At 48.5% G+C, this 25,877-nt stretch carries 22 protein-coding genes; 14 read left to right on the top strand and 8 right to left on the bottom strand.

Features of this window, described 5'->3' with window-relative positions; genetic code table 11:
• The first annotated feature begins 6 nt into the window (after window positions 1–6).
• Window positions 7–342 (top strand): YegP family protein, encoded by a 336-nt coding sequence (locus tag K7B07_RS06415; RefSeq protein ID WP_223708352.1) that lies wholly within the window; start codon window positions 7–9, stop codon window positions 340–342.
• Window positions 343–374: 32 nt separating this feature from the next.
• Here the strand turns inward: K7B07_RS06415 and K7B07_RS06410 are convergent, their stop codons facing one another.
• Together K7B07_RS06410 and K7B07_RS06405 are read right to left on the bottom strand one after the other, a co-directional pair.
• Window positions 375–1,751 carry an aldehyde dehydrogenase family protein gene (locus K7B07_RS06410; RefSeq protein ID WP_223708350.1) on the bottom strand — a complete coding sequence of 459 codons (1,377 nt, stop codon included), beginning with the start codon at window positions 1,749–1,751 and terminating at the stop codon, window positions 375–377.
• 97 nt (window positions 1,752–1,848) lie between these two features.
• Window positions 1,849–2,565, bottom strand: a complete 717-nt coding sequence (locus K7B07_RS06405; RefSeq protein ID WP_223708348.1) for a class I SAM-dependent methyltransferase — start codon at window positions 2,563–2,565, stop codon at window positions 1,849–1,851.
• 84 nt (window positions 2,566–2,649) lie between these two features.
• Here K7B07_RS06405 and K7B07_RS06400 point away from each other — a divergent pair, with 84 nt between their 5' ends.
• From K7B07_RS06400 to K7B07_RS06380, 5 genes are all read left to right on the top strand, one after another.
• Window positions 2,650–3,537 carry a LysR family transcriptional regulator gene (locus K7B07_RS06400; RefSeq protein WP_223708346.1) on the top strand — a complete coding sequence of 296 codons (888 nt, stop codon included), beginning with the start codon at window positions 2,650–2,652 and terminating at the stop codon, window positions 3,535–3,537.
• 33 nt (window positions 3,538–3,570) lie between these two features.
• Window positions 3,571–4,419: a helix-turn-helix domain-containing protein gene (locus K7B07_RS06395; RefSeq protein ID WP_223708344.1), complete on the top strand. Its 849-nt coding sequence runs from the start codon at window positions 3,571–3,573 to the stop codon at window positions 4,417–4,419.
• Between the two features lie 77 nt (window positions 4,420–4,496).
• The gene (locus K7B07_RS06390; RefSeq protein ID WP_223708343.1) at window positions 4,497–5,822 is read left to right on the top strand and encodes an amidohydrolase; all 1,326 of its coding nucleotides are present in this window, start codon (window positions 4,497–4,499) and stop codon (window positions 5,820–5,822) included.
• A gap of 10 nt (window positions 5,823–5,832) precedes the next feature.
• Window positions 5,833–6,513 carry an ankyrin repeat domain-containing protein gene (locus K7B07_RS06385; protein ID WP_223708341.1) on the top strand — a complete coding sequence of 227 codons (681 nt, stop codon included), beginning with the start codon at window positions 5,833–5,835 and terminating at the stop codon, window positions 6,511–6,513.
• Window positions 6,514–6,649: 136 nt separating this feature from the next.
• Complete coding sequence (locus K7B07_RS06380) at window positions 6,650–7,888, top strand: MFS transporter (protein ID WP_223708340.1); 1,239 nt, start codon at window positions 6,650–6,652, stop codon at window positions 7,886–7,888.
• A 51-nt stretch (window positions 7,889–7,939) separates the two neighbouring features.
• Here the strand turns inward: K7B07_RS06380 and K7B07_RS06375 are convergent, their stop codons facing one another.
• Window positions 7,940–9,355, bottom strand: a complete 1,416-nt coding sequence (locus K7B07_RS06375) for an aminotransferase-like domain-containing protein (RefSeq protein ID WP_223708338.1) — start codon at window positions 9,353–9,355, stop codon at window positions 7,940–7,942.
• 89 nt (window positions 9,356–9,444) lie between these two features.
• Between K7B07_RS06375 and K7B07_RS06370 the strand changes: the two genes are divergently transcribed.
• Window positions 9,445–9,918: a GNAT family N-acetyltransferase gene (locus tag K7B07_RS06370; RefSeq protein WP_223708337.1), complete on the top strand. Its 474-nt coding sequence runs from the start codon at window positions 9,445–9,447 to the stop codon at window positions 9,916–9,918.
• Window positions 9,919–9,993: 75 nt separating this feature from the next.
• Window positions 9,994–11,091, top strand: a complete 1,098-nt coding sequence (gene dprA, locus K7B07_RS06365) for a DNA-processing protein DprA (protein ID WP_223708335.1) — start codon at window positions 9,994–9,996, stop codon at window positions 11,089–11,091.
• Window positions 11,092–11,099: 8 nt separating this feature from the next.
• On the opposite strand, the gene K7B07_RS06360 is transcribed toward dprA, so the two are convergent.
• The 3 genes from K7B07_RS06360 to zwf form a co-directional block, all read right to left on the bottom strand.
• Window positions 11,100–13,367, bottom strand: a complete 2,268-nt coding sequence (locus tag K7B07_RS06360; protein WP_223708333.1) for a S41 family peptidase — start codon at window positions 13,365–13,367, stop codon at window positions 11,100–11,102.
• 101 nt (window positions 13,368–13,468) lie between these two features.
• Window positions 13,469–15,961, bottom strand: coding sequence for a DUF5686 and carboxypeptidase regulatory-like domain-containing protein (locus K7B07_RS06355; protein ID WP_223708332.1), 2,493 nt, complete (start codon window positions 15,959–15,961; stop codon window positions 13,469–13,471).
• 167 nt (window positions 15,962–16,128) lie between these two features.
• Window positions 16,129–17,655: a glucose-6-phosphate dehydrogenase gene (gene zwf, locus K7B07_RS06350; protein ID WP_223708330.1), complete on the bottom strand. Its 1,527-nt coding sequence runs from the start codon at window positions 17,653–17,655 to the stop codon at window positions 16,129–16,131.
• A gap of 302 nt (window positions 17,656–17,957) precedes the next feature.
• Between zwf and guaB the strand changes: the two genes are divergently transcribed.
• The 4 genes from guaB to def all read left to right on the top strand — a co-directional run bounded on the left by guaB (window position 17,958) and on the right by def (window position 21,381).
• Window positions 17,958–19,454: an IMP dehydrogenase gene (gene guaB, locus K7B07_RS06345; RefSeq protein WP_223708328.1), complete on the top strand. Its 1,497-nt coding sequence runs from the start codon at window positions 17,958–17,960 to the stop codon at window positions 19,452–19,454.
• 85 nt (window positions 19,455–19,539) lie between these two features.
• On the top strand, window positions 19,540–20,094 hold the full coding sequence (locus K7B07_RS06340; protein ID WP_223708327.1) for a hypothetical protein: 555 nt from the start codon (window positions 19,540–19,542) through the stop codon (window positions 20,092–20,094).
• A gap of 79 nt (window positions 20,095–20,173) precedes the next feature.
• Window positions 20,174–20,740, top strand: coding sequence for a Crp/Fnr family transcriptional regulator (locus K7B07_RS06335; protein ID WP_223708325.1), 567 nt, complete (start codon window positions 20,174–20,176; stop codon window positions 20,738–20,740).
• Between the two features lie 56 nt (window positions 20,741–20,796).
• Window positions 20,797–21,381, top strand: coding sequence for a peptide deformylase (gene def, locus K7B07_RS06330; protein ID WP_223708324.1), 585 nt, complete (start codon window positions 20,797–20,799; stop codon window positions 21,379–21,381).
• Window positions 21,382–21,515: 134 nt separating this feature from the next.
• Here def and K7B07_RS06325 read toward each other — a convergent pair whose 3' ends face one another.
• Window positions 21,516–22,238, bottom strand: coding sequence for a head GIN domain-containing protein (locus K7B07_RS06325; protein ID WP_223708323.1), 723 nt, complete (start codon window positions 22,236–22,238; stop codon window positions 21,516–21,518).
• 189 nt (window positions 22,239–22,427) lie between these two features.
• Here K7B07_RS06325 and guaA point away from each other — a divergent pair, with 189 nt between their 5' ends.
• Entirely contained in the window at window positions 22,428–23,963 is a 1,536-nt protein-coding gene (guaA, locus tag K7B07_RS06320; protein WP_223708322.1) for a glutamine-hydrolyzing GMP synthase, read from the top strand.
• A 76-nt stretch (window positions 23,964–24,039) separates the two neighbouring features.
• On the top strand, window positions 24,040–25,206 hold the full coding sequence (locus tag K7B07_RS06315; protein WP_223708321.1) for an ABC transporter substrate-binding protein: 1,167 nt from the start codon (window positions 24,040–24,042) through the stop codon (window positions 25,204–25,206).
• A 12-nt stretch (window positions 25,207–25,218) separates the two neighbouring features.
• Here K7B07_RS06315 and K7B07_RS06310 read toward each other — a convergent pair whose 3' ends face one another.
• Entirely contained in the window at window positions 25,219–25,824 is a 606-nt protein-coding gene (locus K7B07_RS06310) for a hypothetical protein (RefSeq protein WP_223708320.1), read from the bottom strand.
• Between the last annotated feature and the right edge of the window lie 53 nt (window positions 25,825–25,877).

Raw genomic sequence — 25,877 nt, 5'->3', positions numbered from 1 at the left:
AAAACTATGGGCAAATTTGTAATCACCAAACGTACCAACGGAGAATTCCAGTTCAACCTGAAAGCCGGTAATGGCCAGGTGATCCTTACAAGCGAAGGATACACTACCCGGGCTGCCTGCGATAATGGCATTGCTTCCGTGAAGAAAAATGCACCGGATGATGCCAATTATGACCGGAAGACATCTACAAACAACAAACCCTTTTTTAACCTGAAGGCCGGCAATGGCCAGGTGATCGGGAAAAGCGAGCTGTATGAATCCGAAGCTGCCCGCGAAAACGGCATTGAGTCCGTTAAAAAAAATGCGCCTGATGCGGACGTGGCAGATGAAACAGGAGCGTAACGTTTCTCTTGTTCCCTTTTAGCAAAGCGATTTTATTTAATGACACGTTTCAGCGTATTGAGTTTCCCTTTTAATGAAGGGTAAGCCAGTGGTATGTCTGGCCAGGTATGGGCTTTTAGAATACCTTTTGCATGGCTGAATGTCTCGAATGAGAACCGGCCGTGATAACGGCCGATACCGCTGTTGCCCCTTCCGCCGAAAGGGAGGTGCTTGTTCAGGTAATGTAATGCTGCGGTATTTACGCAACCGCCGCCAAAGGGTACCTGCTGCAGCCAGCGGTCCGCTTCTTTCTTGTCATTAGTGAATACATAAAAGGCCAGCGGATCCGGATTTTGCCGGATGACTGCCATGGCCGCTTCTTCGGTTTCATAACCGATCACAGGGAGTAGCGGTCCGAATATTTCTTCCTTCATCACCGGGCTTTCCAGGGAAGGGTTATCAATCAGGGTAGGCGCAATAAACAACTGGTCCTCGTTGTGCTCCCCGCCATGCAGCAATTGCTGGCCCTCCATAAGACCTTTAAGCCGATGAAAGTGCTTAGGATTGATGATGCGGCCATAGTCATAGCTGGTAATGGGATTTTCACCATAAAACTTCAGCAGTGTTGTTTTTAACAGCTGGATAAAGGCCGCTTTCACTTCGTTATGCACCAGCAGGTAATCAGGTGTAATGCACATCTGACCTGCATTGGAGAATTTTACATTGATGATCCGACGCGCGGCAACCTTTAAAGGGGCACTGCGGGTAATGATGCACGGACTTTTCCCCCCAAGCTCAAGGGTTACGGGACTGAGTTGTGCAGCTGCTTTCTGATAAATGATCTTCCCCACTGCGGTGCTCCCGGTGTAGAACACATGATCGAACCGGAAGTTGTCCATTAACGCAGGAATGACGGAGGCCCCGTCCCCCGGCACATACCGGATGTATTCAGGAGCAAAAGCCTCATTGATAAGCTGCCCCATTACTTTTTCCGTGGAAGTGGCCAGCTCACTGGGTTTCAGTACCACACAGTTGCCCGCTGCAATGGCGCCGATCAGGGGCATAAATAACAGCTGGAACGGGTAATTCCAGGGGGCGATAATGAGCACCACTCCCAGGGGTTCATAAAGAATGCTGCTTTTTCCGGGCAGATTGACAAAATTGGTAGGAACCGGTTGCGGAGCCGTCCATTCATCAATCCCTTTGATGGCAGTATTGATCTCGGAAAGTACCATTCCGGTCTCTGTTATCCATACTTCTTCCCTGCTTTTATGGAGGTCTTCAAACAGGGCCTGGTTCAGTGCTTCCTCGTATTTCAGGAGCTGTTCTTTTAATAGCTGCAACTGTTTTTTTCTGAATTCAGGAGGGCGGGTGGCTCCTGTATTAAAGAAGCTTCTCATGGCATTGAGATAAGGGGTCAGACCTGTCATGACTATATTTATTTATTAGTGCCTCCGGCGATGCAGACAAATTTCGACAAGATTGCCAAGACTGGCAAATTGTCTTCCTTTTCGGGAACAGGAACTACTATTTAAAAGCCACAAAGGAAGCGAAACAAAGATTTTTATGCAGCAGTTCAACAGACCGGAAGCCCGTTTTGCGTAATAAATCGGTCTGATACAAAACACTTCTGGGGGTATCTTCTTTTTCCACATAAGCGAATACATGATCCCGGTAAGCCTCATCTTTCAGATCCGTCAAATAGTTGCCGTAGTACTGCCTGAAAAACAGCTCCTGTAGTGCGGGCTGATCATGTGCCACAAAATCAAAGATCCAGATGCTGCCACCGGGCTTCAGCAACCGGTAAAATTTTGAGAATGCCGTTTCCCAATCCGCATCGTCTCTCAGGTGATGGAGGGTTGCTGTGGCGATGATGATACAGTAGGTGTTCTCTTCCAGTACGGCTGTCCGGAAATCAGCCTTTACCGTAGTTACTTTCCCGGTGGTAAGGGGCTGTACCCGCTCCAGTGCCCGGTCCAGCATGGGCTGACTCAGGTCCACCAATGTAACTTCAGGATCAGTAGTTAACTTGGAAAGCAGTTTTACGGGATAATTGCCTGCTCCGCAACCGATATCAAGCAGTTTTTTCAGACCGGGTACAGCGGTTGCGATGCCGCTGGTGATCAGTTCCATGTTAAATGCTGCATCCAGTGTGGTCTGCTGCCCGGTTTCAAGGTTTGAAAAACGCGCTACATCCCTGTCAAAACGTTCTTCGATTTCTTTTAAAGTTGATTTGTGTTCCATGCTGCTGTTTTGATTCAAAAGTAGAACGGTAACTGATACTTTAAAAATGCTATTTTTATCATTAAATAATACTTTACAGGTATCATGGAACTCCGGCATCTGATCTACTTTACAACCCTCGCGGAAGAATTGCATTTTGGAAGAGCGGCATCAAGGCTGTTTATTTCCCAGCCACCGCTGAGCCGCCAGATAAAGGAGCTGGAAACAGAATTAGGCGTGCTCCTGTTTGAACGGAATAACAAACGGGTCCGGCTCACAGAAGCGGGGACCTATTTTCTGTCGGAAAGCACGGCACTGTTACGGCAACTGGAAAAGGCAAAGATAAAGGCGCGACAGATCCAGGATTCGGTTGCGGGTACTTTCCGGCTGGGTTATATCAGCGCTACACCTAAAAGTATTCTTGCAGCCGTGCTGAAAACGGTACAAGAACACTACCCTTTTTTACGTGTAAACCTTTATGAAACGTCAACACAACGTCAGCTTACGGCTCTGGAGAGCGGGGCACTGGATCTTGGTATTGTACGGTCACCGGTTTTGGCACCACAACTGGAAAAGCAGGCGTTACTGACAGAACCATTTTGCCTGGCAAAACCCCGCGGGCTGAAGCTGACAGGCACGGGTATAGCAGAGCAGCCCTTTGTTTCGTTCAATAAAGAGTATGCGCCGGACTATCATCAGCAGTTCATTCATTGTTGTCGTCAGCTGGGCTTTGAGCCACACATCCTGCACGAATGCAATAATATGCCATCCATCCTGGAGCTGGTAGCAAATGGAACGGGGATTGCCATTGTGCCGGCGTCTGCGAAACGGTTGTTTCACCACCCCGAGCTGGATTTTAAGTCCCTGCCAAAATTGGGTGTTACTACAACTACACTTGTTGTTTTTGATCCGCAGAACCCCCAGCCGGCACTGCCTGTTTTTCTTCGGCTGCTGAAAGAAGCGTATGCCGGTTTTATGCCTGTCTCAAAATAGCAGCATCCATCCGAAATGTTGTAACTTCCCTGTGTGAGAATAAAGGACGATTTTCCTGTTCTTGGGATCAATGATTTCCGGGATGTGTTGCAGACAGAAAGCAGCCTGCTGTATCATGAGATCCATGGTGAGCGGCACATCGAAAAACCGCATAAGCATGATTTTTTTGTTTTTCTTTTATTTGATAAAGGAAGCGGGGTGCATTCGATCGACTTTACCGATTACAAGATCAGGGGAAGACAACTCCATCTTTTGTTCCCCGATCAGGTACACAGCTGGCACCTGGGTAAGAATACATCCGGCTACCAGCTGATGGTGAGCCGGCCTGTTTTTGAGACGTTCTCCGATTCACTGCGTTTTTCTTTTGTGTTGTACCAGAACCATCCCGTTATTGATCTTTCTCCTGCGGTTTTTCAAAAAATATTGTATGAATTCCGTGCCGTGGAGGAGGAACTTGCCCTGAAGCCGGTGCAATGGGGTATTGTTAACCTCAGAAGCAGGCTGATAGCGGAGCTGGTGAGCCGGGAAGCAGAACGCCGGTTTGAAGATCTTACGGTGTACCGCACCAAACCTGTTTTATACAAATATCATTCGCTTGTCGACCTCCATTTCAGGGACGAGAAATCGGTGGCCTTTTATGCCCGCCAGCTTCACATAACCCCCAATTACCTGAACATACTTTGTAAACGGCATTTTAATGTGCCTGCCACCTTTCTGATACAGAACCGGGTGGTACTTGAGGCCAAACGGCTGATGCAGGCCACGGAAAAATCGGTAAAGGAAATTGCCTTTGAACTGGGTTTTAGCGATCTGGCTTATTTTTCCAATTTCTTCAAGACACAGACCGGATTGTCTCCCAAAGCATTCCGGGGGCAGTTATAAATTTTACAAGTTATGGCATGAATCCTCCATCAGCGGCGACGGGGGCCGGATTACCTTTGTAAACTAAAACAATCATTATGGCTCCCCGGTCTATTTCCAGAAAGGATTTTATCAAGAACTCTTCGATCCTGTTTGCAGCAGGCAGCGGTTTACTGGCAACCGGCCAGACCGTTGCTGCAGGTGAAAAGTTGCCTGCGGCAGGAAAGCTGCTCCGCCTGAAGAATGTGCTGCTGGAAACAGGATTTGAATATGAAGAAGGAGAGGTGAGCGCTACAAAAACGGAGTTGTTCACTATTGAGATCAATGACGGGAAGATCAGCGCGCTATTACCCAACAATACTACAGGTGCCGGTACCGATGCCAAAGGGCTGCTGTTGTTGCCGGCTTTTAAGGAAATGCACATCCACCTGGATAAGACCTATTACGGAGAAAAATGGAAGGCGACCAACCGGAAGGGTGGTGGTGTAAAGGGGATGATCGCGCTGGAACAACAGATCATTCCGGAACTGCTAAAAACTTCTACCTATAAGGCAGAGAAGCTGATCGAATTGCTGCAGTCGAAAGGCAGCAATTTTGCACGGAGCCATGTGAATATTGAGCCTACATCCAAACTGGATTCTTTGCAGCATCTGCAAAAGGCACTGGACAATAAAAAAGACTCCTTCGACGCGGAGCTGGTGGCTTTTCCGCAACATGGCATCTATTATACCGATGCTGCCGGATTGATGAAAGAAGCGGCACAGATGGGCGTGGATTTTATCGGCGGACTGGATCCGGCGACAATAGACGGCAGCATTGAAAAAAGTATGGACTTTGTGGTACAGCTGGCGCTGGATCATCAAAAGGGCATTGACATCCATTTACATGAAGGTGGCGAATCCGGTTTGAAAACGATCCTTTACCTCATTGATAAAGTAAACGAGAATCCCCTGTTGAAGGGAAAGACCTTTATCAGTCACAGCTTTGCCCTGGCAAAACTGGAAAAGCCCAAACTGGAGGAAGTGGCCGAAAAGCTGGCCGGCGCACAAATAGGAATTATTTCAACCATCCCCTTTGGCGGAACGATCATGCCCATTCCCACATTGTATAAGTATGGGGTTGACGTAAGGGCGGGGAACGATTGTATTATCGATCACTGGAGCACTTTCGGTTCGGGAAGTGTGCTGCAAAAAGCAAATCTTGCCGCCCAGTTATATGGATATAACACCGAATTCGGCTTGTCGCGGATATTGAAACTGGCTACACACAATGTACTGCCGTTAGATGATAAAGGCAACCGGCAATGGCCGAAGGTAGGGGATCCGGCCGACCTGGTGCTGGTGGATGCAAGCTGCTCGGCAGAAGCAGTTTCCAGGATCTCTCCGGTGCGTTCGTTGATCCACAAAGGAAGTATTGTATTTTAAATGATATGTTATGCACCAGTTGCTCCTGATATTTTCCATGCTTTTTTTGAACTCCTGTCAAACAAAAACAACTATTTCCGATATGAATGGTCAGAACACGGTTATCATTGAAGCGGTGGAAAAAAACCAGCTGTCTGTTGTGGAGGCCGCATTGAAAAAAGGGGATAATGTAAACACGACTGATAAGAATAAACGATCCCTGTTGCTCATCGCCACACAGGCTAATAACCGGGAAATGGCACAACTCCTGCTGGCACACGGTGCGGATGTGAACCAGCAGGATCAGATACAGGACAGTCCGTTTCTCTATGCCGGGGCTGCAGGATTTACGGAACTGGTAAAGCTGTTTCTTGCGAACGGAGCCCGGTTTGATGTATTTAACCGGTACAACGGAACGGCCCTGATCCCGGCTTGTGAACGCGGTCATCTGGATGTGGTAAACCTGCTGGCGAATACAAAAGGATTCCCCATTGATCATATAAACCGGCTGGGCTGGACTGCCCTGATGGAGGCCGTGCTGCTGGGGGACGGAAGCAAACGGTATGCAGCAGTGGTACAGACGCTTATTGCAGCCGGTTGTAACATCAATATACCGGATCATGATGGTAGTACCGCATTGCAGCATGCAAGGGCAAGAGGATATAAAGAAATCGTAAGTCTTCTCGAAAAGACTTCAAAGAGCGGGTTATAAAAACAACTGAGGATGTGATGGGTACGATTTTTTATAACTGTTCAGCAAAGGAAGAGCCCCCCGGGGCTTTTCCTTATTATACCGGGTAAGATAAGATGCTCCCGCTACGGAGGAATGCTCCGGAAAAAAACTGATAATGGATACAGAGATTATAACAGGAACAGCAGCTCCCGTGCGGGTGCTGAAAAAAATGGAAAGCGCCGCAAGCCCGGCAAAGCCGCCGCTTACACGCGGTGTACTTTGGCTGATGACCGTTGCAACAGGGATAGTGGTGGGTAACAATTACTACAACCAGCCGCTGCTGGGGCTGATGGCACGTGATTTTGGAGTGAGCGAAGGCCGTATCAGCAATATTGCCATGCTGACACAGGTGGGCTTTGCCTTTGGATTATTGTTCATTGTGCCATTGGGGGATATGCTGCGGCGCAAACGCCTGATCATTGCCGCTTTTGGCGGAATCATAGTATCGCTGCTGGGCATGACCGTGGCGCCTTCTGTTGGCGTGCTCTTTGCCGCCAGTTTTATGGTGGGGTTTACTTCGGTGCTGCCGCAGCTGTTTGTGCCGATGGCCGCTGAACTTGCAACAAAAGAAAAACAAAGTGCTGTCATCGGAATGGTAATGAGCGGTCTTTTGCTGGGTATATTGCTGTCGAGAGTGGTCAGCGGGTTTGTGGGTGACCTCTGGGGGTGGAAGATGATGTATTATATAGCCACGGTGGCCATGGTGCTTCTTGCAGGATTACTGGCTGTTAAGCTTCCGGATGTGCATCCTACATTTAAAGGAAGTTACGGATCGTTGATGCGGTCTTTATGGCACCTTACACGCACACAGCCGGTACTTCGGCTGGCCGCTTTTCGCGGAGCCATGGGCTTTGCAGGATTCAGTGTATTCTGGACAACGCTTGTTTTCCATCTGGAAGAGGCCCCGTTCCACGCCGGTGCGGCGGTTGCCGGCTCCTTTGGCATTATCGGAGCGGTAGGTGCACTGGCAGCCGCGGTGGTGGGCAGGATGGCGGGAAAGGTTAGCGCTTTCAATATTGTTTTGTATGCACTGCTGCTGCTGTTACTGAGCTGGATCGTCTTTTATATTGGGGGATACACCTATGTGGGATTGATTCTCGGAGTGATCCTGCTGGACCTGGGGCTCCAGTCGATGCATATCATGAACCAGTCTTCTTTTTTTGCACTGAACCTTGGCGCCAACAACCGGCTGAATACGGTGTATATGTTCAGTTATTTTATCGGAGGATCTGCAGGAACCTATCTTGCCGCGCAGGCCTGGAAGCAGGCACAATGGAACGGAACCGTGCTGGTAGGTCTCGGGTTTACACTGCTGGGATTGATAGCACACCTGCTCTATGCAAAGAAGCAATAGTATTTTGCGAAAAACAACTATTGATGCTGGTCCTCCAGCGGGCATCAATAATTACAAAAGCGCAGCGGTGATCTTTCCCAGCTGTTTAAGTTTTCTTTCCAGCTCATCGGTCCAGGGAAGCCCGATACAAAGCCGCATACAATGATTGTACTGGTCCTGAAGGGTGAACATCCGTCCGGGAGCAATACTGATCTTTTGCCGGATCGCACGTTCATACAACACGGCTGTATCGATAGCAGGATCCAGGGCAACCCAAAGTGCCAGTCCTCCCTGTGGCCGGCTGATCTTTGTGCCCCCGGGAAAGCTGGAAGCAATGGCATCCGTATACCGGTCGCGGTTCAGTTGTAACTGATGCCGTAACTGGCGGAGGTGGTGATCGTAACGGTTGTTTTCAAAAAAACGGGCCACGGTTTCCTGGGTAATTGCAGTGGCAGAAACGGAGTGAACATATTTGAGGTTGAGTAACTGTTCTTTAAATCGCCCCGGCGCCACCCAGCCTACCCGGTAACCCGGTGCCAGGGTTTTGGATACCGAACTGCATAAGAGCACATTCCCGCTTCTGTCGTAGGCCTTGCAACATTGAGGTCGGCTTTTTCCGAAGTACAGATCGCCGTAAAGGTCATCCTCTATAAGCGGGATCTGATGCGTCTCGAGCAGCCGGACCAGTTCCTTTTTATGCGCATCGGGCATCAGGCTTCCCAGCGGATTGCCAAAATTGGTTATCAGTAAACAAAGATCGATGCGGTGGATCATTTTTTTAAGGGCCCCGATCTCAATGCCGGTTTCCGGGTGGGTTGGCAGCTCCAGTACCCGCAGCCCAAGACTCCTTGCAAGCTGCAGGATACCGGGGTAAACGGGGCTTTCCACAGCGATCGTATTACCGGGTCTGCTTATTGCCATCATGCAAAAAGAAAGGGCATTCATTCCTCCTGCGGTCGTAATAATATCTTCCTGGGAAAGGCGGCCACCCCAGAAGAATGACCTGCGGGCGATGGCCTGCCTCAACCTGGAATTCCCCTGCAACGCTTCGTAAGAGGATCCGTTACCTGGAAGTTGCCGCATTGCCCGGGTCATCTCCCGGTTGAGCGTTGAAAGCGGCAGCAGCTTGTCGGAAGGAACGCCTATCGAAAAAAGAGTAAGATCCTTTTCACCCATGGTCGCATATACTTTGCTGATAAGCTGGTTGGGCATCCCGCTGTTTTTGACAGGCATCGGACTCGAAGGCTCCGGCTCCGGCAGCCTGCGCTGTTTACGATTGCTTACAAAATACCCCGATTGGGGCCGTGACTCGATCAGCGCCTGTTTTTCCAGTTCCAGGTAGATCCTTTTTGCTGTGTTGATACTGAAGCCCTGTTCGCTGCACAAGGTGCGGATGGAGGGCAGACGGTCGCCCGCTTTTAAAACACCTGTACGGATCTGAAGTGCCATACTGCGTGCGGCTGTGGCATATAAAAAGTCCTGTTTCATTGCTCTGGTTTGAACTGTGTCCATAAAAATAAAAAAAAATGTAACTGTATCCATTATATCATTTTTATTTTTTTTGTAAAAATTTTACTATGGAGCATTTTGATATCCGGACAGGTGTGGCGCAAATGGATGTGCCGCTGATCCACCGTTTTTTACAGGAAGAATCCTATTGGGCGGAAGGGATCGATTATGAAACAGTGGCCTACTCGCTGCAGCATTCGTTTTGCATCGGTGGTTTTATTGAAGACCGGCAGGTATCCTTTGGCCGGATGATTACGGACTATGCGACGTTTGGGTGGCTGGCGGATTTTTTTGTATTGCCGGCATACCGGGGCAGGGGTATTTCCAAGGCAATGCTTTCTTTTTTAATGGAGCAGCCCTGGACAAAGCGGCTGCGCCGGTTGATGCTTTCTACAAAAGATGCACACGGGCTTTACCGGCAATACCGGTTTGAACCGCCTGTAAATGTTCCGGTACTGATGGAGGTGTATCGTCCGCAGGTGCACCTGAGGCTTGGCGCCGATGTTTTGCCGGTTCCGGACGGGAACGGGAAGGACGTTTAAGAAAAATCCTGCCGGGATGAAAAAAGGGAATGCTGCCACATAAATTCTTTGTATTTTAGTACAAAGAAAAACCTGATGGAACACCCCTTGGTCTACCGCATTGCGCTGACAATGATCCCCAATATCGGGCCGGTGATTGCCCGGCTTTTATTACAGCATTTATCCCCTGAAGAGATTTTTACGGAGCGGAGCAGTACGCTGGAACGGATCGAAGGGCTGGGAAAATTACGGGCGGACCGCATTAAAAAGTTCACAGATTTTGAACGTGCGGAAAAGGAAGCGTTGTTCGTGGAGCAACAGCAGATCACCCCGCTGTTCATCACCGACACAGCTTATCCCCAGCGGCTGCTGAATTGCTATGATGCGCCTGTCCTGTTGTATTACAGGGGTAACGCCTGTTTGAACCGGCCGAAGATCATCGCAGTTGTAGGCTCACGGCTTCATACCGAATACGGAAGGATGATTTGTGAAAAGCTGATAGCGGAATTACAGGACAGCGGTGTGCTTGTGGTAAGCGGACTGGCATACGGGATCGACGCGCTGGCGCATAAGTTCTCGTTAAGCGCGGGGTTGGAAACCGTTGGCGTGCTGGCACACGGATTAGATAAGATTTATCCGCCGGTACATAATTCCCTGGCACAGCAAATGACCACACAGGGAGGATTACTGACGGAATTTGCCAGCAATACCGAGCCGGACCGGCATCATTTCCCCAGTCGCAACCGGATCGTGGCAGGAATGAGTGATGCCGTTGTGGTAGTGGAAACAGAAGTAAAAGGAGGAAGTATGATCACTGCCGAACTGGCCAATGATTATCATAAGGATGTATTCGCCTTTCCGGGGAAGGTGTCGGATAAAAAAAGCGGTGGCTGTAATCATCTGATAAAGACCAACTGTGCACAATTGCTCATAGACGGCAGGCAGCTGCTGGAAACACTGGGCTGGAGGCCGGTTAAAAAGAAATCAGGACGTCAAACAAGAGAACTGTTTATTGAGTTATCTGCTGAAGAAAAGATCCTTGTTGAATTATTGAAGGAACGGAATCAGGCAGGTATTGACGAGCTGCACCTGCGTTCAGGATTAAGCAGCAGCCGTGTGGCGGTGGCCATGCTGAACCTGGAGATGCAGAACATCGTACAGACGCTGCCGGGGAAGAGGTACCAGCTGTTGTAGTCCAACGGTTATTTTGAAACGATCTCCAGCGCCTTATCAAGGAACTCATCTTTCCCCCCACGAATGCCTTTGATGGTCCGTTCCATTGGTACATCGGGTAGGATACCTTTGAGATGGTGCCTGCTGCCATCATGATTCTTCACCAGCATACCGGTCCAGGAAACCGTATATCCGCCCGGTAATGAAAAGGGGTTGATATTCCCATTGGTGCCTGCAGTTGGCTGACCCACGATGGTAGCCAGTTTAAAATCTTTTATAAAGCCCATAAAGCTCTCGGCATAACTGATCGCCCTTCCATCAGTTATGAAGACCACTTTTCCCTTAAACCGCGGGTTTTGAGGTTTCATATTCCATCCTTCTCCCATGAATTCAGTTTTTTCCTGATCGGGGTAGGCCGTTTTGGGAACAAACATCCATTTGGTGTGTTCTTCTTCTTTCAGCAGGTAATTGATCAGGTTGTGGTTGCTGTTCGGGTAGCCCCTCAGGTCGCAGATAATTCCCTTTGAAGCGGCAAGCGCACCGGCCCATTGATCGATCGAATCCTTTGGAAGGGTATTCAGGTTCAGATAATAGATACCCTGTGCGATCTTTCCGCTTTTTCGGCTTGCCTGATTGGTTATTGCATAATACTGATACCGGCTCATGCTTCTGCTCAGTGTCTGTTCCATTTGCTTGCCATCACGCTGCAGGGTAATGGTTACCGCCGGAGCTGCTTTACCGTTTATAAGACCGGAGATCGCTCTGTATGACTTCCATTGCGGCGATCCTGAAACAGTGCCCATGCGTTCTTTATACAGATCCATAACCGCCTGGCCATCGATCTTCTCCAGTAGGTCTCCTTTTCTGACCGTTGTAAGGGCGCTGTCAAGCACAGCATCAACGACAATCCTGTTTTCGGCAAGCGCCAGTTGCAGGGGCAGGAAGTATGCCTCTGTGGTATCACCATCCAGGCTTACCCAGATATGGCCGTCGTTCAATGGCTCGGTCATCTTTAGAAGTGTATTTTTAAATTCCAGGGGAGTTGTATCTGTAAAACATTTGTTGAGTGCCTGATTCAAAATTGCATCGGGATCTTTTGATGCATCATTCCAATAAGGAAAGAAGTGTTTGAAGATGTTCCAGGCAATAACAACGGCGCCAAGCCGTACAGACAGATCATCAGCTGTTTTGTGCTGACGCGCAAACCGGCTGATGTCCTCTTTAAGTATTGCAAGTGCGGTTGTGTCGGCTGCTGGATAGGTAGTTGCCGGAGTTCCGTAAAGTGAGATCGGGATAATGGCTTTTATATCCGGATGGATCTGTTTTTGGACAAATGTGCCTGCGGCAGGAGGTTGTTGGTAGTCGATAGTGCTTACAACGGGCCCCTCCGTGGATGCCGGATCCTCGCTAGATATCTGAAGAATATTCTTAGTATCAGGATGGCTTACTGCAAATTTGTATCCATTTACAGGTCCTGCCGACCATCCGGACGGCAGACTGTCTTCAAGTGTATTGAAATCACCGTTTTTTATACTGACCGGGATCCAGGGATCGCTGTCCTTATCTCTTTGGAACAATGCGATCTCTTCCACCCAGATAATACCCTTTCCCTGCAGGAAGCCACCAAAATAAATTTCATTGGCATCCCTGTCGACCCTGCCTGTAAATTCATAGCTGTTCCAGTTTGTTTGCGTAACAGGCCTGTCGGCCATGTTGTAGAAAAACCCTGTTCCTTCGCTTTTATCCACACGAAGCCAGAAATGACCGCCGCTGTTTTCCGATACGTTGGCTTTCATCCGGCCTACCAGCCGGATTTCTTTATTGCGCAGCGGTGTTGCATCGATACCCTGGCTAAAAGGTGCGAACTCACGTTTTGAATTTTTTTGTATAGGCCTGGGCCGGTTCAGCCGCAAGCTGGAATAAATACTGTTGTCGGATAGTCCAACGCCTGTATGGAACCAGAAAACAGGTTTATAATCAATTGGGTTGGCAGGAGTGATACTTTTAAGCTCAAATTTAGGAGCCTTGCCTATTTGCACAGAAGGCGCTATAGGATCGAATAACCGGTGCAGGACAATGATCAGTTCTTCATCGGAAGTTGCAGCTGACACTGCGTTTGCGCCATAGACCGCAAATTTATTCCAGTCGATGGATGCTGCTTCATCCGAAGGATGAAAATAGCGGACATAACCAAAGAGTTTTGCAAATGCAGCGGCGTTCCGGACTTCCGGTGTTGTTTTTTGAGCGCAGCCGGTCAGTGTTATCTTTAAAAGAAATAAAAGCAGCAAGGGGCGCATAAAAATTATTTTAGGTGAAGCAGATTTCATATGTTCCTCTAAATTTAAATCAGCAATGCCGATTTGTTTGTTAAGCCTTTTGTAATGTTCTTCCGGTATCTTTACTTCTCAAACCGGAAGGCGCTGCCCAGTAAACCACCCAGCCCTACACGCACGCCGTAAGTCGTTTTCAGCAGGGGCTGGTAACCGGCGATCACATCCACCCGGAACAGTTTAAAAATGTTCTCCAGACCCACAAAGGCTTCAGCGTAGTATTGATTCTTATTGACGTAGAATGCATTGCTTCCGGCAACCAGGTTCCATTTGAGTTTGTTGAACAACGGGATCTTATTGGTCAGCAGTCCATTAAAATGATGTTCAATATTTCCTTCGGCATAAAACCGTGCTGCATTGCTGTAGGCATAATAGGGCGCCAGCTGAAAACTGTTCAGGTATTTTATGTTGTAGAAGGTCTGGTTGCCATTGAAATGTTTCATATCCGGAAGATAATATTCCTTTGCGCTTAAGAAGCCCCCGGCACCAAGCCGGTATTTGAACAGGCCCGCCAGTTTCAGGTTCTTCTCGTGGGTCATTTCCACAGCCCATTTGTGATAGTCGACATCGCTGCCCAGCAACTGTGGGATGCCGGCAGTATAGGTAAAAGAGAATACCGGTTTATCGGATCCGATGGAGGCCTTGTAATTGGGGTATTGAATGTACCGCTGCCCGAGCTGATAGGTGATGGTGAGGCCTGCGATCAGCGCCTGGTGCGGATCGAAGGGGATGTGCTGTAAAGCTTCCGGGTGATTAGAAGTGAACCGTTTGTCGCGGTTAAAGAAGGAATAATCCGATCGGTTCTGTAACGGGATACGGTCTTCATACAACAGACTTGCATTAAGGCCGAGACCGTTTTCAAAGCGGTTGTTGTAGCGGATACTTCCAAACCAGTTCTCATAGAGTTTCATAAAATTACTCCGGAGGAACAGGGTGTAGAAGGTATTGGTCAGTGCATCGATCGGCTCATCCGGATTGAACTGCGACACCCGCTTCCCGCCTGAAAAACTTAAATAACGGTTGCGATAGGGAAGTTGCCGGGGTTTTATGGTAAGGGTACCATAGCTGTTGAAATGATGATTTTCAAAACCATACCGAAGGTTCCAGCGCAGGTCATATAAGTAGTTCCCCTTTATAGGCGTGTAGTTCAGGGTCTGATCCACCTTCAATGCTACTCCTTCTACTGTATTGTATTCAAGCCCTTTTAATAAGCCTCTCAGCTTATAGGAGAGTGTATGGTTTTTTGAGTACCAGCGGTATTGCTGGTTGTTCCACAAAATATTAAATACAGAGATCTTCTGATGGCGCCTCAGTGAATCGTAATATGATTTGGGCCGGTTCTTGTTTAAGGCGCTGATGCTGTCGCGGAACGCATAGTATCTTTTTTCATCATCTTCCAGTGTCACCGGCCGTTCCTGTTTCCAGAAATTGGAATCCCTTTTGTAGTATCCCGTATCGTATTTCATTACGATATTGTTGAAATATCCTGAGGGATAAAGGGGATGCAGGTTATAGTCGTAATACACATTCACAAAACTGCCGATGCCCCGGAAGCCAAACTGGTTGAACGAAATGGAAACGATCTGGTTCCGGGTCTTCCATACATCGGGGGCAACCGGGCTGTGAAGCTGTTTGATACGGAGCGTGTCGATTAGTTCCAGTTGGTATTCTTTTGTCAGCAGCAGGTCAAGACTGTAGATCCGCCAGCTGGAATCTGCTATTTCAATGATCCCGGAGAACAGGGGCTCATTTTTTCTCCGGGGTATTACCCGGATGGTTTTTACTGTTGTACCGTCGCGGGTATAGGTGTTCAGCAGTTTGTACCGGTAAAAATTCAAAGCACCGTCGGCAATCGGGGATATGTATCCCCGGGAGCTGCTGTTGATATCAAAGACCGCCACATTGTTGGTGTAAAAAGAAGTGACCTTTGAGAAATTCAGTCCCATATTATTGCCGCGCTCATAGCTGGATTTTACGGTCACTTTCGACTGCCGGGGTCTGATCTCATCCAGCTGAAGCGTGGATTCCGACAACAGCAGTACGCCTTTTCCTGCGGAGTCCAGCCCGTCATTGGTATCGCGTTCCACTTTCTGACCCAGCACTTTTTTAGGAATATTCAGGGTACGGATAATGCCTTTCAGGTAGATCATTACCGACAGGGAATCATTTTGCTGTTCGTAATAGGTCCTTTTTTTTATTGCCTGGCGGATGATCCGGTATGCGGGATCTTCACCTTTGCTCTGCACGACCACTTCGCCCATAAGGTGGTCATTGGTGTAAAGGGTAATGTCCAGCACCTGGTCGTTGTCGGTGGCCGTTATTGTTTTTTCAATGGTAATATATCCCACGTACTCGAATACAAGGGTATAGGTGCCCGGTGTAAGGGCCACCGCATAAAATCCTTTGCTGTTGGCAGTGGTTCCGTTTGGAGTGCCTTTGATGGTAACAGTGGCGTAGGGAAGTGGTGCCCCCTGCTCATCTCTGACAATGCCGTTTATCCGGCCGGCAAAACCAGTGCTGAAGAAAAGAGCGGCTATGGCAGTCAGTATAAATGTTTTCATTGTTATGTTTCGTAACGATTGGTTTAAATGTTACACCGGCCCATTGAATTACAAACCTGCAACGAATCTTTGAAAAGGAAAAGTTAAATGCGCGAAAGTTGCCGTTGGTGCATATAAAAAAGCCCCGGAAATGCTTCCGGGGCCTGTAAACTATGTTTAAGAGGAGGTTATCCTTCTTTTCTCTTTGGGGGGAGGGTGATCCAGTTCCGGCCTTCACGGGCAATCAATGCTTCAGCGTCCTCCGGTCCCCAGGTTCCGGGGGTATAATTGGGAAAATCAACCGGGGGGCGGTTCTCCCAGGTTTCCAGGATGGGCTCGATCACTTCCCAGGCGATCTCTACCTGGTCGCCGCGCATAAACTGGGTGGGGTTGCCCATCATAGCATCCAGCAACAGGGTTTCGTAGGCCTCGGGTTGCGGCGCATCATAGCTGTCGCTGTAACTGAATACCATGTTCACCGGGTTAAGCGACATGGTCTGTCCCGGACGCTTGGCCTGGAACCGCAGCCGGATGTCCATTTCCGGCTGTATGCTGATGGTAAGCCGGTTGGAGCGCCAGGTTTCGGAGGCTTCCGGGGGGAATGCATATTTGGGTGCTTCTTTAAACTGTACAGTGATCAGTGTGGTCTTTTCCTTAAGGAATTTTCCGGTCCTTACATAGAACGGAACGCCCTGCCACCGCCAGTTATCGATATAGAATTTTACAGCGGCAAATGTTTCCACCGATGAATCAGGGGCAACACCTTTTTCTTCGCGGTAGGCCTTTTCTTCCTGGCCCTGTACCCATCCGCGGGAATACTGACCACGTACCGCGTACTGCTGTACCTCCTCTTTTTTGATCTTCCGGATGGCATTCAATACATCCGATTTTTTATTGCGGATCTCATCTGCTTCAAATGATACAGGTGCTTCCATGGCTACCATGCACAGCAGTTGCAGGATGTGGTTCTGCACCATATCGCGCAGGGCGCCGGAACGTTCATAATAACCGCCGCGGTCTTCCACGCCTACAGTCTCCGCTGCGGTGATCTGTACATGATCGATATAGTTCCGGTTCCAGATGGGTTCAAACAAGGCATTGGCAAAACGAAGGGCCAGGATGTTCTGTACCGTTTCTTTTCCAAGGTAATGATCGATACGGTAGATCTGGCTTTCATCAAACATTTCGGTCAGCAGCCGGTTCAGCTCCTCTGCACTCTTCAGGTCATGTCCGAAAGGTTTTTCAATAACGATGCGTGCCTTGTTCTTATCTTTTGCTTTTTCCAGCTTGTTTAAGTTGGTGGTGATCTCCGGCACCAGCTGCGGCGCTACCGCCAGATAAAACAGCACATGCGCTTCCACTCCCCACTCCGCTTCATAATCACTGATGATCTTTCCCATGGCAGCATAATCATCCGCTTTGTCCACATCCATCCGCAGATACGATACATGCGCTGAAAACTTTTCCCAGCTTCCGTTGCCATCACTTTTCCTGCGGGAAAACTCATTGATACCTTCCAGCAGGTGATCCCTGAATTTTTCGTTGGAGTAATCGGTACGTCCCGTGCCAACGATGGAAAACTGATCCGGCATCAGGCCATCCATCCAGAGGTTGTACAGGGCAGGGGTCAGTTTGCGCTGGTTCAGGTCTCCGCTTCCGCCAAAAATAAAAACGACGGTAGGTCCGGGCTTTTTAGTATGATTGGTTTTAAACATGATTCAATGCTGCATTAAAATTTGTTTGCAAAAGTAGGACTAAAAAGAAAAACAGGGTATTGTTTGTGCGTTTCGCTGGTTTTTAACGGGAGTGTAACTACGCAAACGATTGCATGTGCCGTTATGTTAAAGCAGCGGCGGCGGCCGGAAAATACCCGCTCCTTCTGATTATAGGGGGTAAAAAAAATTTATCCTGCGGAAGCCGGCCTTCACAGCGGCTTCCAGCGTCATGGAATTGCAAGATCGGTATGATCAAATTGTGAAACGGTGCATCGTATTTCCATTTTCCCTTACCTTTGCACATGGCAACAAGAAAATCTTCTGCAGCTACTGCAAATAATTCCAAAATCGCCTTTGAAGGCTTAACATTTGATGATGTATTACTGGTGCCGGCATTCAGCCAGGTGTTACCCAGGGAAGTGGATATCCGCACCCGGCTTACAAAGGATATTACACTGAACATCCCTATTTTATCTGCCGCGATGGATACGGTTACCGAAGCGGCGCTGGCCACTGCCATTGCGCGGGAAGGAGGACTTGGTATCCTGCACAAGAACATGAGCATTGAAAAGCAGGCGGAACAGGTGCGCAAGGTAAAACGGAGTGAGAGCGGACTGATCCTGGATCCCATCACCCTACAGGAAGATGCCACCATCGGAGATGCACTGCACCTTATGGCAGAAAATAAGATAGGCGGCATCCCCGTGATCGATAAAAATAAAAAACTGAAGGGCATCCTGACCAACAGGGACCTGCGGTTTGAAGATAACCCCCAGCGTAAGGTGGTAGAGGTGATGACCAGCACCAACCTGATCACTGCTCCGGAGGGAACCGATCTTAAAAAAGCGAAGACCATCCTGCGGCAGCATAAAGTTGAAAAACTGCCGGTAGTGGACAAACAGGGAAAACTCATCGGATTGATCACTTACCGGGACATCCTGCAGGTGACCTCTTTTCCCAATGCGATCAAAGATTCCTTTGGCCGTCTGCTGGTAGGTGCCGGGGTAGGCATCACCGGTGATGTAGAGGCACGCATCGAGGCCCTGCAGCAGGTTGGGGTGGATATCGTGGTGCTGGACAGCGCACACGGGCATACCAGGGGTGTGCTGGATGCATTGAAAAGAGTAAAAAAGAACTTTAAAAAACTCAATATCATCGCAGGCAATGTAGGTACTGCAGCCGGAGCCCTTGCAATGGCCGAAGCCGGTGCCGATGCGGTAAAGGTAGGTATCGGACCCGGTTCGATCTGTACCACGCGTATCGTTGCCGGAGCAGGAATGCCACAGCTGACGGCTATTATGGAAGCGGCTTCCGGTCTGAAGAAAAAAGGGGTACCGATCATCGCTGATGGCGGGATCCGTTATACCGGCGACCTGGTAAAGGCACTTGCCGCCGGAGCCGATTGTGCCATGATGGGAAGCATTTTTGCCGGTACGGAAGAAAGTCCCGGTGAGACCATTATTTTTGAAGGACGTAAATTCAAAACGTACCGGGGAATGGGTTCACTGGGAGCGATGGCCAAAGGCAGCAGCGACCGCTATTTCCAGGATCCGGAAGATGATGTGAAGAAATTTGTACCGGAAGGTATCGAAGGCCGCGTGGCGTATAAAGGCACATTGAAGGAAGTGATCTATCAGTATACCGGCGGGCTGCGCGCAGGAATGGGATATTGCGGTGCAAAAAGCATCAAAGATCTTCAGAACGCGCAATTTGTAAAGATCACCAATGCGGGTATGAATGAAAGCCACCCGCATGATGTGGACGTGACGAAGGAAGCTCCGAACTATAGCCGGAAATGATCTTTTTAAATAACCGATGGGCCATGGTTCACAACAGATGGATCGTGGCCCGTTTTCATATCATTAACCCAAAACAATCAATGCCATGAAACATCGCCTGTTGTTGTTTGCACTTGTTGCAGTGGCCGCTGCAACCAGCGCACAGGTAGCTGTGGTAACACGCGCTGCCGAAGCGTATAAGGATTTTAAATATTCAGGGACACGGCTGCTTAATATCAATGAAGCGGGTATTGAAGGAAAAGAGAACAACGTGTTTCTCTTTTCAAAGGCCGCCAAAGGCAGCAGGCCGGATACCCTGTACCTGCAGCGTTATACGAAAGAAAAAGACCAATGGAGCGTGAAGGCAGATACCGCGCTGGTTCACGATGGGGTTATCATAAACTGGGACGCACGTAAAGGTTTTTTTGATGGCGACCAGGATGGAAGCGTGGATGCCTATTTTGTCTACAGCCTGGCAGACACCGGCCTTCAGCAGCAATCGGTTCACCTGTTGCTTTCAAAAAACACTTCTTTTTACAGCATCAGCGCCTCCGCCTCCGATCGTTATCAGAAAACAACCTACTCCGGAAATTTTAAGACCCTGCCTGAAGCCATCAGAAAACGGCTGCAGGAAGCCTGGGAGCAGCTGGACAAGGAATAAGATTTGAAATTCTAAATACTAAATTCCAAATTCCAAATCTCAGGTCCCAACCCTGCAGTGAACGCAGTATCTTTGATCCATGGGGTATATCCGCGAATATTATGAGCGTTTCCGTAAGCTGGATGAAGCGGAATGGACGTTGATCGCCGCACATTTTAAACGGTGGGTTTTCCGGAAAAATGAACGGGTGGTGAAACTGGGCGAAACCGAAAATTACCTGTCGTTTATCGAATCGGGCCTGATACGCTGCTATATTCCGGGAGAAGAAGAAGAACATACGTTTCACTTTCATTTCGACAGGGAATTTACCTGTGCCTATGATTCCTTTCTGACCCGGAACCCCTCGGAATATGAACTGCAGGCACTTTCGCCCACTGTTGCCTGGCGGATCTCTTATGAGGATCTTCAACAGGTATACGCTGCAACCGTTGCAGGCAATTACCTGGGGCGGTTTACTGCAGAAAAATTGCTGCTGGCCAAAACAAAGCGGGAAATAAACCTGGTCAAGTACAATGCCACCGAACGTTATCTCCGGCTCCTTATCGAGGATCCGCGTGTGGTGCAGCAGGTGCCGCTTAAATACATCGCCTCCTATCTTGGAATGACACCACAGGCGCTGAGCCGCATAAGACGGCAGATTTCTTAACAATTATTCATTGGGGGGATCCGTTCATGTATAGATTTTTGCGAAAAACAACGTCAATGATCTATCCCATTCTGGCCTACGGGCATCCGGTGCTCCGGGAAAAAGGAATAACCGTAAATGCAGAAGAACCGGGTCTGGATCAGCTGATCAGTGATCTCTGGCAGACCATGCAAAACGCCAACGGATGCGGGTTAGCGGCCAATCAGATCGGAAAGAACCTGCAATTGTTCATTATCGACAGCCGGAGTACATTCTTGCAGCTGGATAAAGACGACCGCTGCCATTTTTTTGAAGGAGACGACAGCGGCACCGAAGAAACCTTTATCAATGCAACGATACAAAGCCGGGGAGTCAAGTCCTGGACAGATGATGAAGGCTGTCTGAGCATGCCTGGTTTTTCTCATCCGGTTACCCGGCCCTGGTCGGTTGAGATCACTTACTACAACCGGAATTTTGAGTTGCAACACCGGAATTTCAGTGGCATTACTGCGCGGATGATCCAGCATGAGCATGACCATACACAGGGTATTTTATACCCGGACCATCTTCCGCCACTCACCAGGAAACTGCTTGCCGCCAAACTAAAGCGGATCAGGGATGGAAAGGTGCGCACAACGTATCCGTTGGCATTTTACAGGTGATGCTGGTTGCTGAATAGCGTATTTTCCGATTGCTTATAGCGGAAAGCTGATCACTGCTTTTTCTATAGATCCGGAGTTGAAACCGCAGCACTTAAGTCTCAGGTCTCGAACCTCAACGCTCCAATCTGACAGGCTCAATCTGCCTTGTTCACGCTTCCCGCGCCGTTGGCGGAAGAACTTACTTTGGGGTTGCCCATGTATTTGATGCTGGAAGCGCCGCTGGCGTCAGCGGTGAGCTGAACACTGGCAAATACGTTGGCTGTGCTGGCGCCGCTGGCTTCTATGTTAGTGTTCTCTGCTTTCAGGTCAAAGCCATGGATGGTACTGGCACCGCTGGCTTCCCCTCTGATATCCCTTGTTTCCCCGGAAATAGTAAGGGTGGATGCTCCGCTCACATCCATCTGTACCACGGGTGCTTTCACCTGCAAGCCTGCATTGGATGCCCCGCTGATATCCAGATTGAATCCTTCATCCTGGCTGATCTTATTCTCCCCTTTTAACGTAGAAGCACCTGAAAGCGCTACCTTCCGGATCAGGGGCATGGAGATATAGATCTTTATATCATTTGTGGGTTTCAGATCGTAGCCGTCCTTTTCATCCACATCCAGTTCGCCCTCATCAATACCGGTAACGATATATTGAAAAAGATTTTCATCTGTTTCGATCTTTACGCTGAAGACAGAGTCCTGTTTCAGAAAGACGTTGGAGGCATTGCCGATATCGATACTGCTGAAGCCCTTCAGGTCGTAGGTTTTACTGATGATCTTTCCGTTCCCTTTAATCCGCTGCTGATCAATGATATTACAGGAACCTGCCAGTAAAACGGCAGCAATTGCAACTAAAAATAACTTTTTCATCCGTATGCTTTTTAAGTTTAAGTGATGCCCCCTTTACGGGGGAAACAAGAGCTGCAGCAGTGGAATATGCCGGCGCGTGTTGTTCTGTTTTATAAAAATAAATTTTTATACAGAGATTCCGGTAATTTAACCAAAGGTTCTCCGGATTCTCTACCCATGTGATTTGCAATTTTATTACCTTCGCGCATCATGACCGAAAAAATCCTAATACTTGATTTTGGCTCCCAATATACTCAGTTGATCGCGCGCAGCGTACGGGAGGCCAATGTTTATTGCGAAATCATTCCCTATTCCAAATCATTTGAATTCGAAGGCAATTTAAAAGGAATTATCCTTTCCGGTTCGCCCTTTTCGGTAAATGATGAAAATGCCCCGGTTATCAGCATAAAAAGCCTTGTGGGAAATGTGCCGGTACTTGGTATTTGCTATGGAGCGCAGTTGGCCACCAAATTATTTGGTGGTAAAGTGGAAAAAAGCAGCAAAAGGGAATATGGCCGGGCGCAAATGCAGGTAAAACAAGCCGCAGACCCGCTGATGAAGGGGGTGGAACAAAAAAGCCAGGTCTGGATGAGTCATGGTGACAGCATACTGGAGCTGCCTGCAGGTTTTGAAATACTGGCTACCACCGACAGCATACCGGTGGCTGCTTTTAAATACAGCGGGGCCAGCCATCCGCTTTATGGGTTCCAGTTTCATCCGGAAGTATACCACAGCATTGAAGGAAAAAAACTGCTGAACAATTTCCTTACCGGTATCTGCGGCTGCAGCCAGGATTGGACCCCGGCGCATTTTATTACTGACACGGTAAATGAACTGCGTGAGAAAATAGGGGACCGTAAGGTAATTATGGCCCTGAGCGGTGGCGTGGACAGCACGGTGGCGGCAACCCTTATCCACCGGGCGATCGGTGACCGGCTCTATGGCATCTTTGTAGATAACGGTGTGCTGCGGAAACATGAGTTTGAGCAGGTGTTGGATACCTACAAACAATTGGGATTGAATATAAAAGGTGTTGATGCCAAGGAAATTTTCTATAAAGAACTAAAAGACAACCCCGATCCTGAAACCAAGCGGAAGATTATCGGCCGCCTCTTTATCGATGTATTCCAGGAAGAGGCCAACCAGCTGAAAGATATTGATTTCCTGGGGCAGGGCACTATTTATCCGGATGTGATTGAAAGCGTATCCGTACATGGCCCTTCCGTAACCATCAAATCCCATCACAATGTGGGCGGTTTGCCCGAAAAAATGCACCTGGGCCTGGTGGAGCCGCTGCGGTTCCTTTTCAAGGATGAAGTGCGGAAAGTAGGAAGAGAACTGGGAATACCTGCTGATCTGATCGACCGGCACCCGTTCCCAGGACCGGGACTGGCCATCCGCATACTGGGTGAAGTGACCGAAGAAAAAGTAAAACTGTTGCAGGAAGCCGATCACATCTATATAAACGCCTTAAAAGAAAACGGTCTCTATGCAACGGTTTGGCAGGCCGGAACAATCTTGTTACCAGTAAAGAGCGTGGGTGTAATGGGCGATGAGCGCACTTACGAATACACAGTGGCGCTGCGTGCCGTGACCAGCGTGGATGGAATGACCGCCGACTGGGCACATCTGCCCTACGATTTTCTGGCAAATGTCTCCAACGAGATCTGTAACAACGTACGGGGCATTAACCGGGTGGTTTACGATATCAGCAGTAAACCGCCGGCTACCATAGAATGGGAATAATATTTGCTAAGGATATACGGGTTCCGGCTACGCCCCGCAAAATGGTCCGGACCGCTGATTAAATATTCTTGTAACTATGAAGAAATTATCATTATTTATCCTCCTGGCGTTTTGTAATGCCTTGGTGGTTACTGCACAGGTAAATCCCGGTCAGCGTCATAAAATGGCCCTGTTTACCCCGCTATACCTGGATGCCGCCTTTGGTTCCGATGGTTCCTACAACTATAACGGCAGATCATTTCCCAAGGCTTCCATACCCGGCCTGGAGTTTTATCATGGGGCATCAATGGCGATCGATTCGCTGGATAAACTGAATATTCCGCTGGATATATACATTTACGACTCAAGGTCAGCAAAGCAGTCTCTCGAAAGCCAGGTCAATAAAGCAGCAGCCGACGGGGTGGAGCTGATCATTGCCAACTGTGCCATCAGTGAACTAGATAAACTTTCGAAACTCGCGGCTTCCAAAAAGATCACCCTGATCAATGCGATCGTTCCCAATGACGGAAATGTAAGGGACAATCCCTATTTTGTAGTGATGAATCCCACGCTGCCTACACAGGGAGAACAGATCTATGCCTACCTGAAGAAAAACTATCCCAATCAGCAGATCGTTTATCTTACAAGAAAAGGAGCTTCAGAAAATTATCTCCGGTCGGTTTTTGAAACGCTGAATAAACTGGACCGCACAACAGCCATGCATATAAAATTTACGGATGTAAGGGATTCGCTGTCGCCGGCGCAGATCGCCGCCAATTTTGCAAAAGGACGCTCCTCCCTGTTCGTGATCGGTTCGCTGGACAATAGTTTTTCCGAAAAATTGCTGGGGCAGTTATCAAGGCTCAGTAAAACATACCCGCAGATCACCGTAATGGGTATGCCCACCTGGGATAATCTTAACTTTTCCAAATACAAAGGGCTGAATCTGGTATACAGCAACCCGTTCTATAATTCCAGAACGGATATGACGAGCCGGAACATTGTCAATTATTACAATACGAAAATGTATGCCCGCCCTTCAGATCTGGTATTCCGGGCCTACGATCTCACCTACCGCTTTGGCCGCCTGATCAGCCAGTATGGGAAAGATAATATGGCCGCTGCGCTGGCCAGTAAGGAACACCGGGTTTTTTACGACTATGACATCCAGGCAGTAAGCAAGACCAATAAAATTGACTACTACGAAAACAAAAAACTCTATTTCCTGGAATATTCCAATGGCAGTCTGCGTGCCGTAAAATAACCGTGCTGCCGGTCAGTTGTTCTTCAGATCATCCAGCAGGCTTTTTTGGGAAGCGATAATTTTCGATTGTTTATTCTGTTCCTCGAGATTTTGCTTCATTTTAAGGTCAAGTGCCTCATATTCACCCTTTAAGGTGTTTAATTTTTTCTCTTCCGTTACCAGGAGGTCTTCCTGTTTCTTTATCTGGAAGATCGTGTTGCTCTTTTTTACATTGGCGGTAAGGCCTTCCAGGAATGATTTCCCGTTGGCTGCGAGCACTACGGCATCACCGGCAATATTGTTTCCGCCCTCCATGATCATATATAAGGTTGTTTTTTCCTTACCGGCTTTTGCGGAGGGAACGGTTCTGAAGGTATAGTCGAGGTTGGAGCGGGTGATAGCGGGGATCACGCTGTTGGTATACGTGATAAAGCCTTTGTTGACACTGTATTTAAGGCGGAGATCCGCCATCTGGGCCCTCAGTGCATTTTCCACAACGGGAACGGGGTAATCGTATTCTATGGCAATGGCAGGCTGGTCTGTTTTTTTATATCTGATTTTTCCTTCATAAGCTTTTTGTGCAAAAGAAACAGTGCCGGTCAGGGAAAACAAAGCCAAAATCAACGAAAATTTTTTCATGTTAATTTGTATTTTTATAGAATGATGTATTGCGAAGGTAAAAAGATGTCCTT

Origin of the sequence: Niabella beijingensis, assembly GCF_020034665.1 — a bacterium.
Classification (GTDB): Bacteria; Bacteroidota; Bacteroidia; order Chitinophagales; family Chitinophagaceae; genus Niabella; species Niabella beijingensis.
The sequence above is the reverse complement of the archived record's forward strand: the minus strand, read 5'-3'. Positions and strand labels throughout refer to the sequence as shown.

Coding starts and splice junctions, on each gene's coding strand:
- K7B07_RS06415 (WP_223708352.1), top strand. CDS start 7: ATGGGCAAATTTGTAATCACCAAACGTACCAACGGAGAATTCCAGTTC.
- K7B07_RS06410 (WP_223708350.1), bottom strand. CDS start 1,751: ATGACAGGTCTGACCCCTTATCTCAATGCCATGAGAAGCTTCTTTAAT.
- K7B07_RS06405 (WP_223708348.1), bottom strand. CDS start 2,565: ATGGAACACAAATCAACTTTAAAAGAAATCGAAGAACGTTTTGACAGG.
- K7B07_RS06400 (WP_223708346.1), top strand. CDS start 2,650: ATGGAACTCCGGCATCTGATCTACTTTACAACCCTCGCGGAAGAATTG.
- K7B07_RS06390 (WP_223708343.1), top strand. CDS start 4,497: ATGGCTCCCCGGTCTATTTCCAGAAAGGATTTTATCAAGAACTCTTCG.
- K7B07_RS06385 (WP_223708341.1), top strand. CDS start 5,833: ATGCACCAGTTGCTCCTGATATTTTCCATGCTTTTTTTGAACTCCTGT.
- K7B07_RS06380 (WP_223708340.1), top strand. CDS start 6,650: ATGGATACAGAGATTATAACAGGAACAGCAGCTCCCGTGCGGGTGCTG.
- K7B07_RS06375 (WP_223708338.1), bottom strand. CDS start 9,355: ATGAAACAGGACTTTTTATATGCCACAGCCGCACGCAGTATGGCACTT.
- K7B07_RS06370 (WP_223708337.1), top strand. CDS start 9,445: ATGGAGCATTTTGATATCCGGACAGGTGTGGCGCAAATGGATGTGCCG.
- dprA (WP_223708335.1), top strand. CDS start 9,994: ATGGAACACCCCTTGGTCTACCGCATTGCGCTGACAATGATCCCCAAT.
- K7B07_RS06360 (WP_223708333.1), bottom strand. CDS start 13,367: ATGCGCCCCTTGCTGCTTTTATTTCTTTTAAAGATAACACTGACCGGC.
- K7B07_RS06355 (WP_223708332.1), bottom strand. CDS start 15,961: ATGAAAACATTTATACTGACTGCCATAGCCGCTCTTTTCTTCAGCACT.
- zwf (WP_223708330.1), bottom strand. CDS start 17,655: ATGTTTAAAACCAATCATACTAAAAAGCCCGGACCTACCGTCGTTTTT.
- guaB (WP_223708328.1), top strand. CDS start 17,958: ATGGCAACAAGAAAATCTTCTGCAGCTACTGCAAATAATTCCAAAATC.
- K7B07_RS06340 (WP_223708327.1), top strand. CDS start 19,540: ATGAAACATCGCCTGTTGTTGTTTGCACTTGTTGCAGTGGCCGCTGCA.
- K7B07_RS06335 (WP_223708325.1), top strand. CDS start 20,174: ATGGGGTATATCCGCGAATATTATGAGCGTTTCCGTAAGCTGGATGAA.
- def (WP_223708324.1), top strand. CDS start 20,797: ATGATCTATCCCATTCTGGCCTACGGGCATCCGGTGCTCCGGGAAAAA.
- K7B07_RS06325 (WP_223708323.1), bottom strand. CDS start 22,238: ATGAAAAAGTTATTTTTAGTTGCAATTGCTGCCGTTTTACTGGCAGGT.
- guaA (WP_223708322.1), top strand. CDS start 22,428: ATGACCGAAAAAATCCTAATACTTGATTTTGGCTCCCAATATACTCAG.
- K7B07_RS06315 (WP_223708321.1), top strand. CDS start 24,040: ATGAAGAAATTATCATTATTTATCCTCCTGGCGTTTTGTAATGCCTTG.
- K7B07_RS06310 (WP_223708320.1), bottom strand. CDS start 25,824: ATGAAAAAATTTTCGTTGATTTTGGCTTTGTTTTCCCTGACCGGCACT.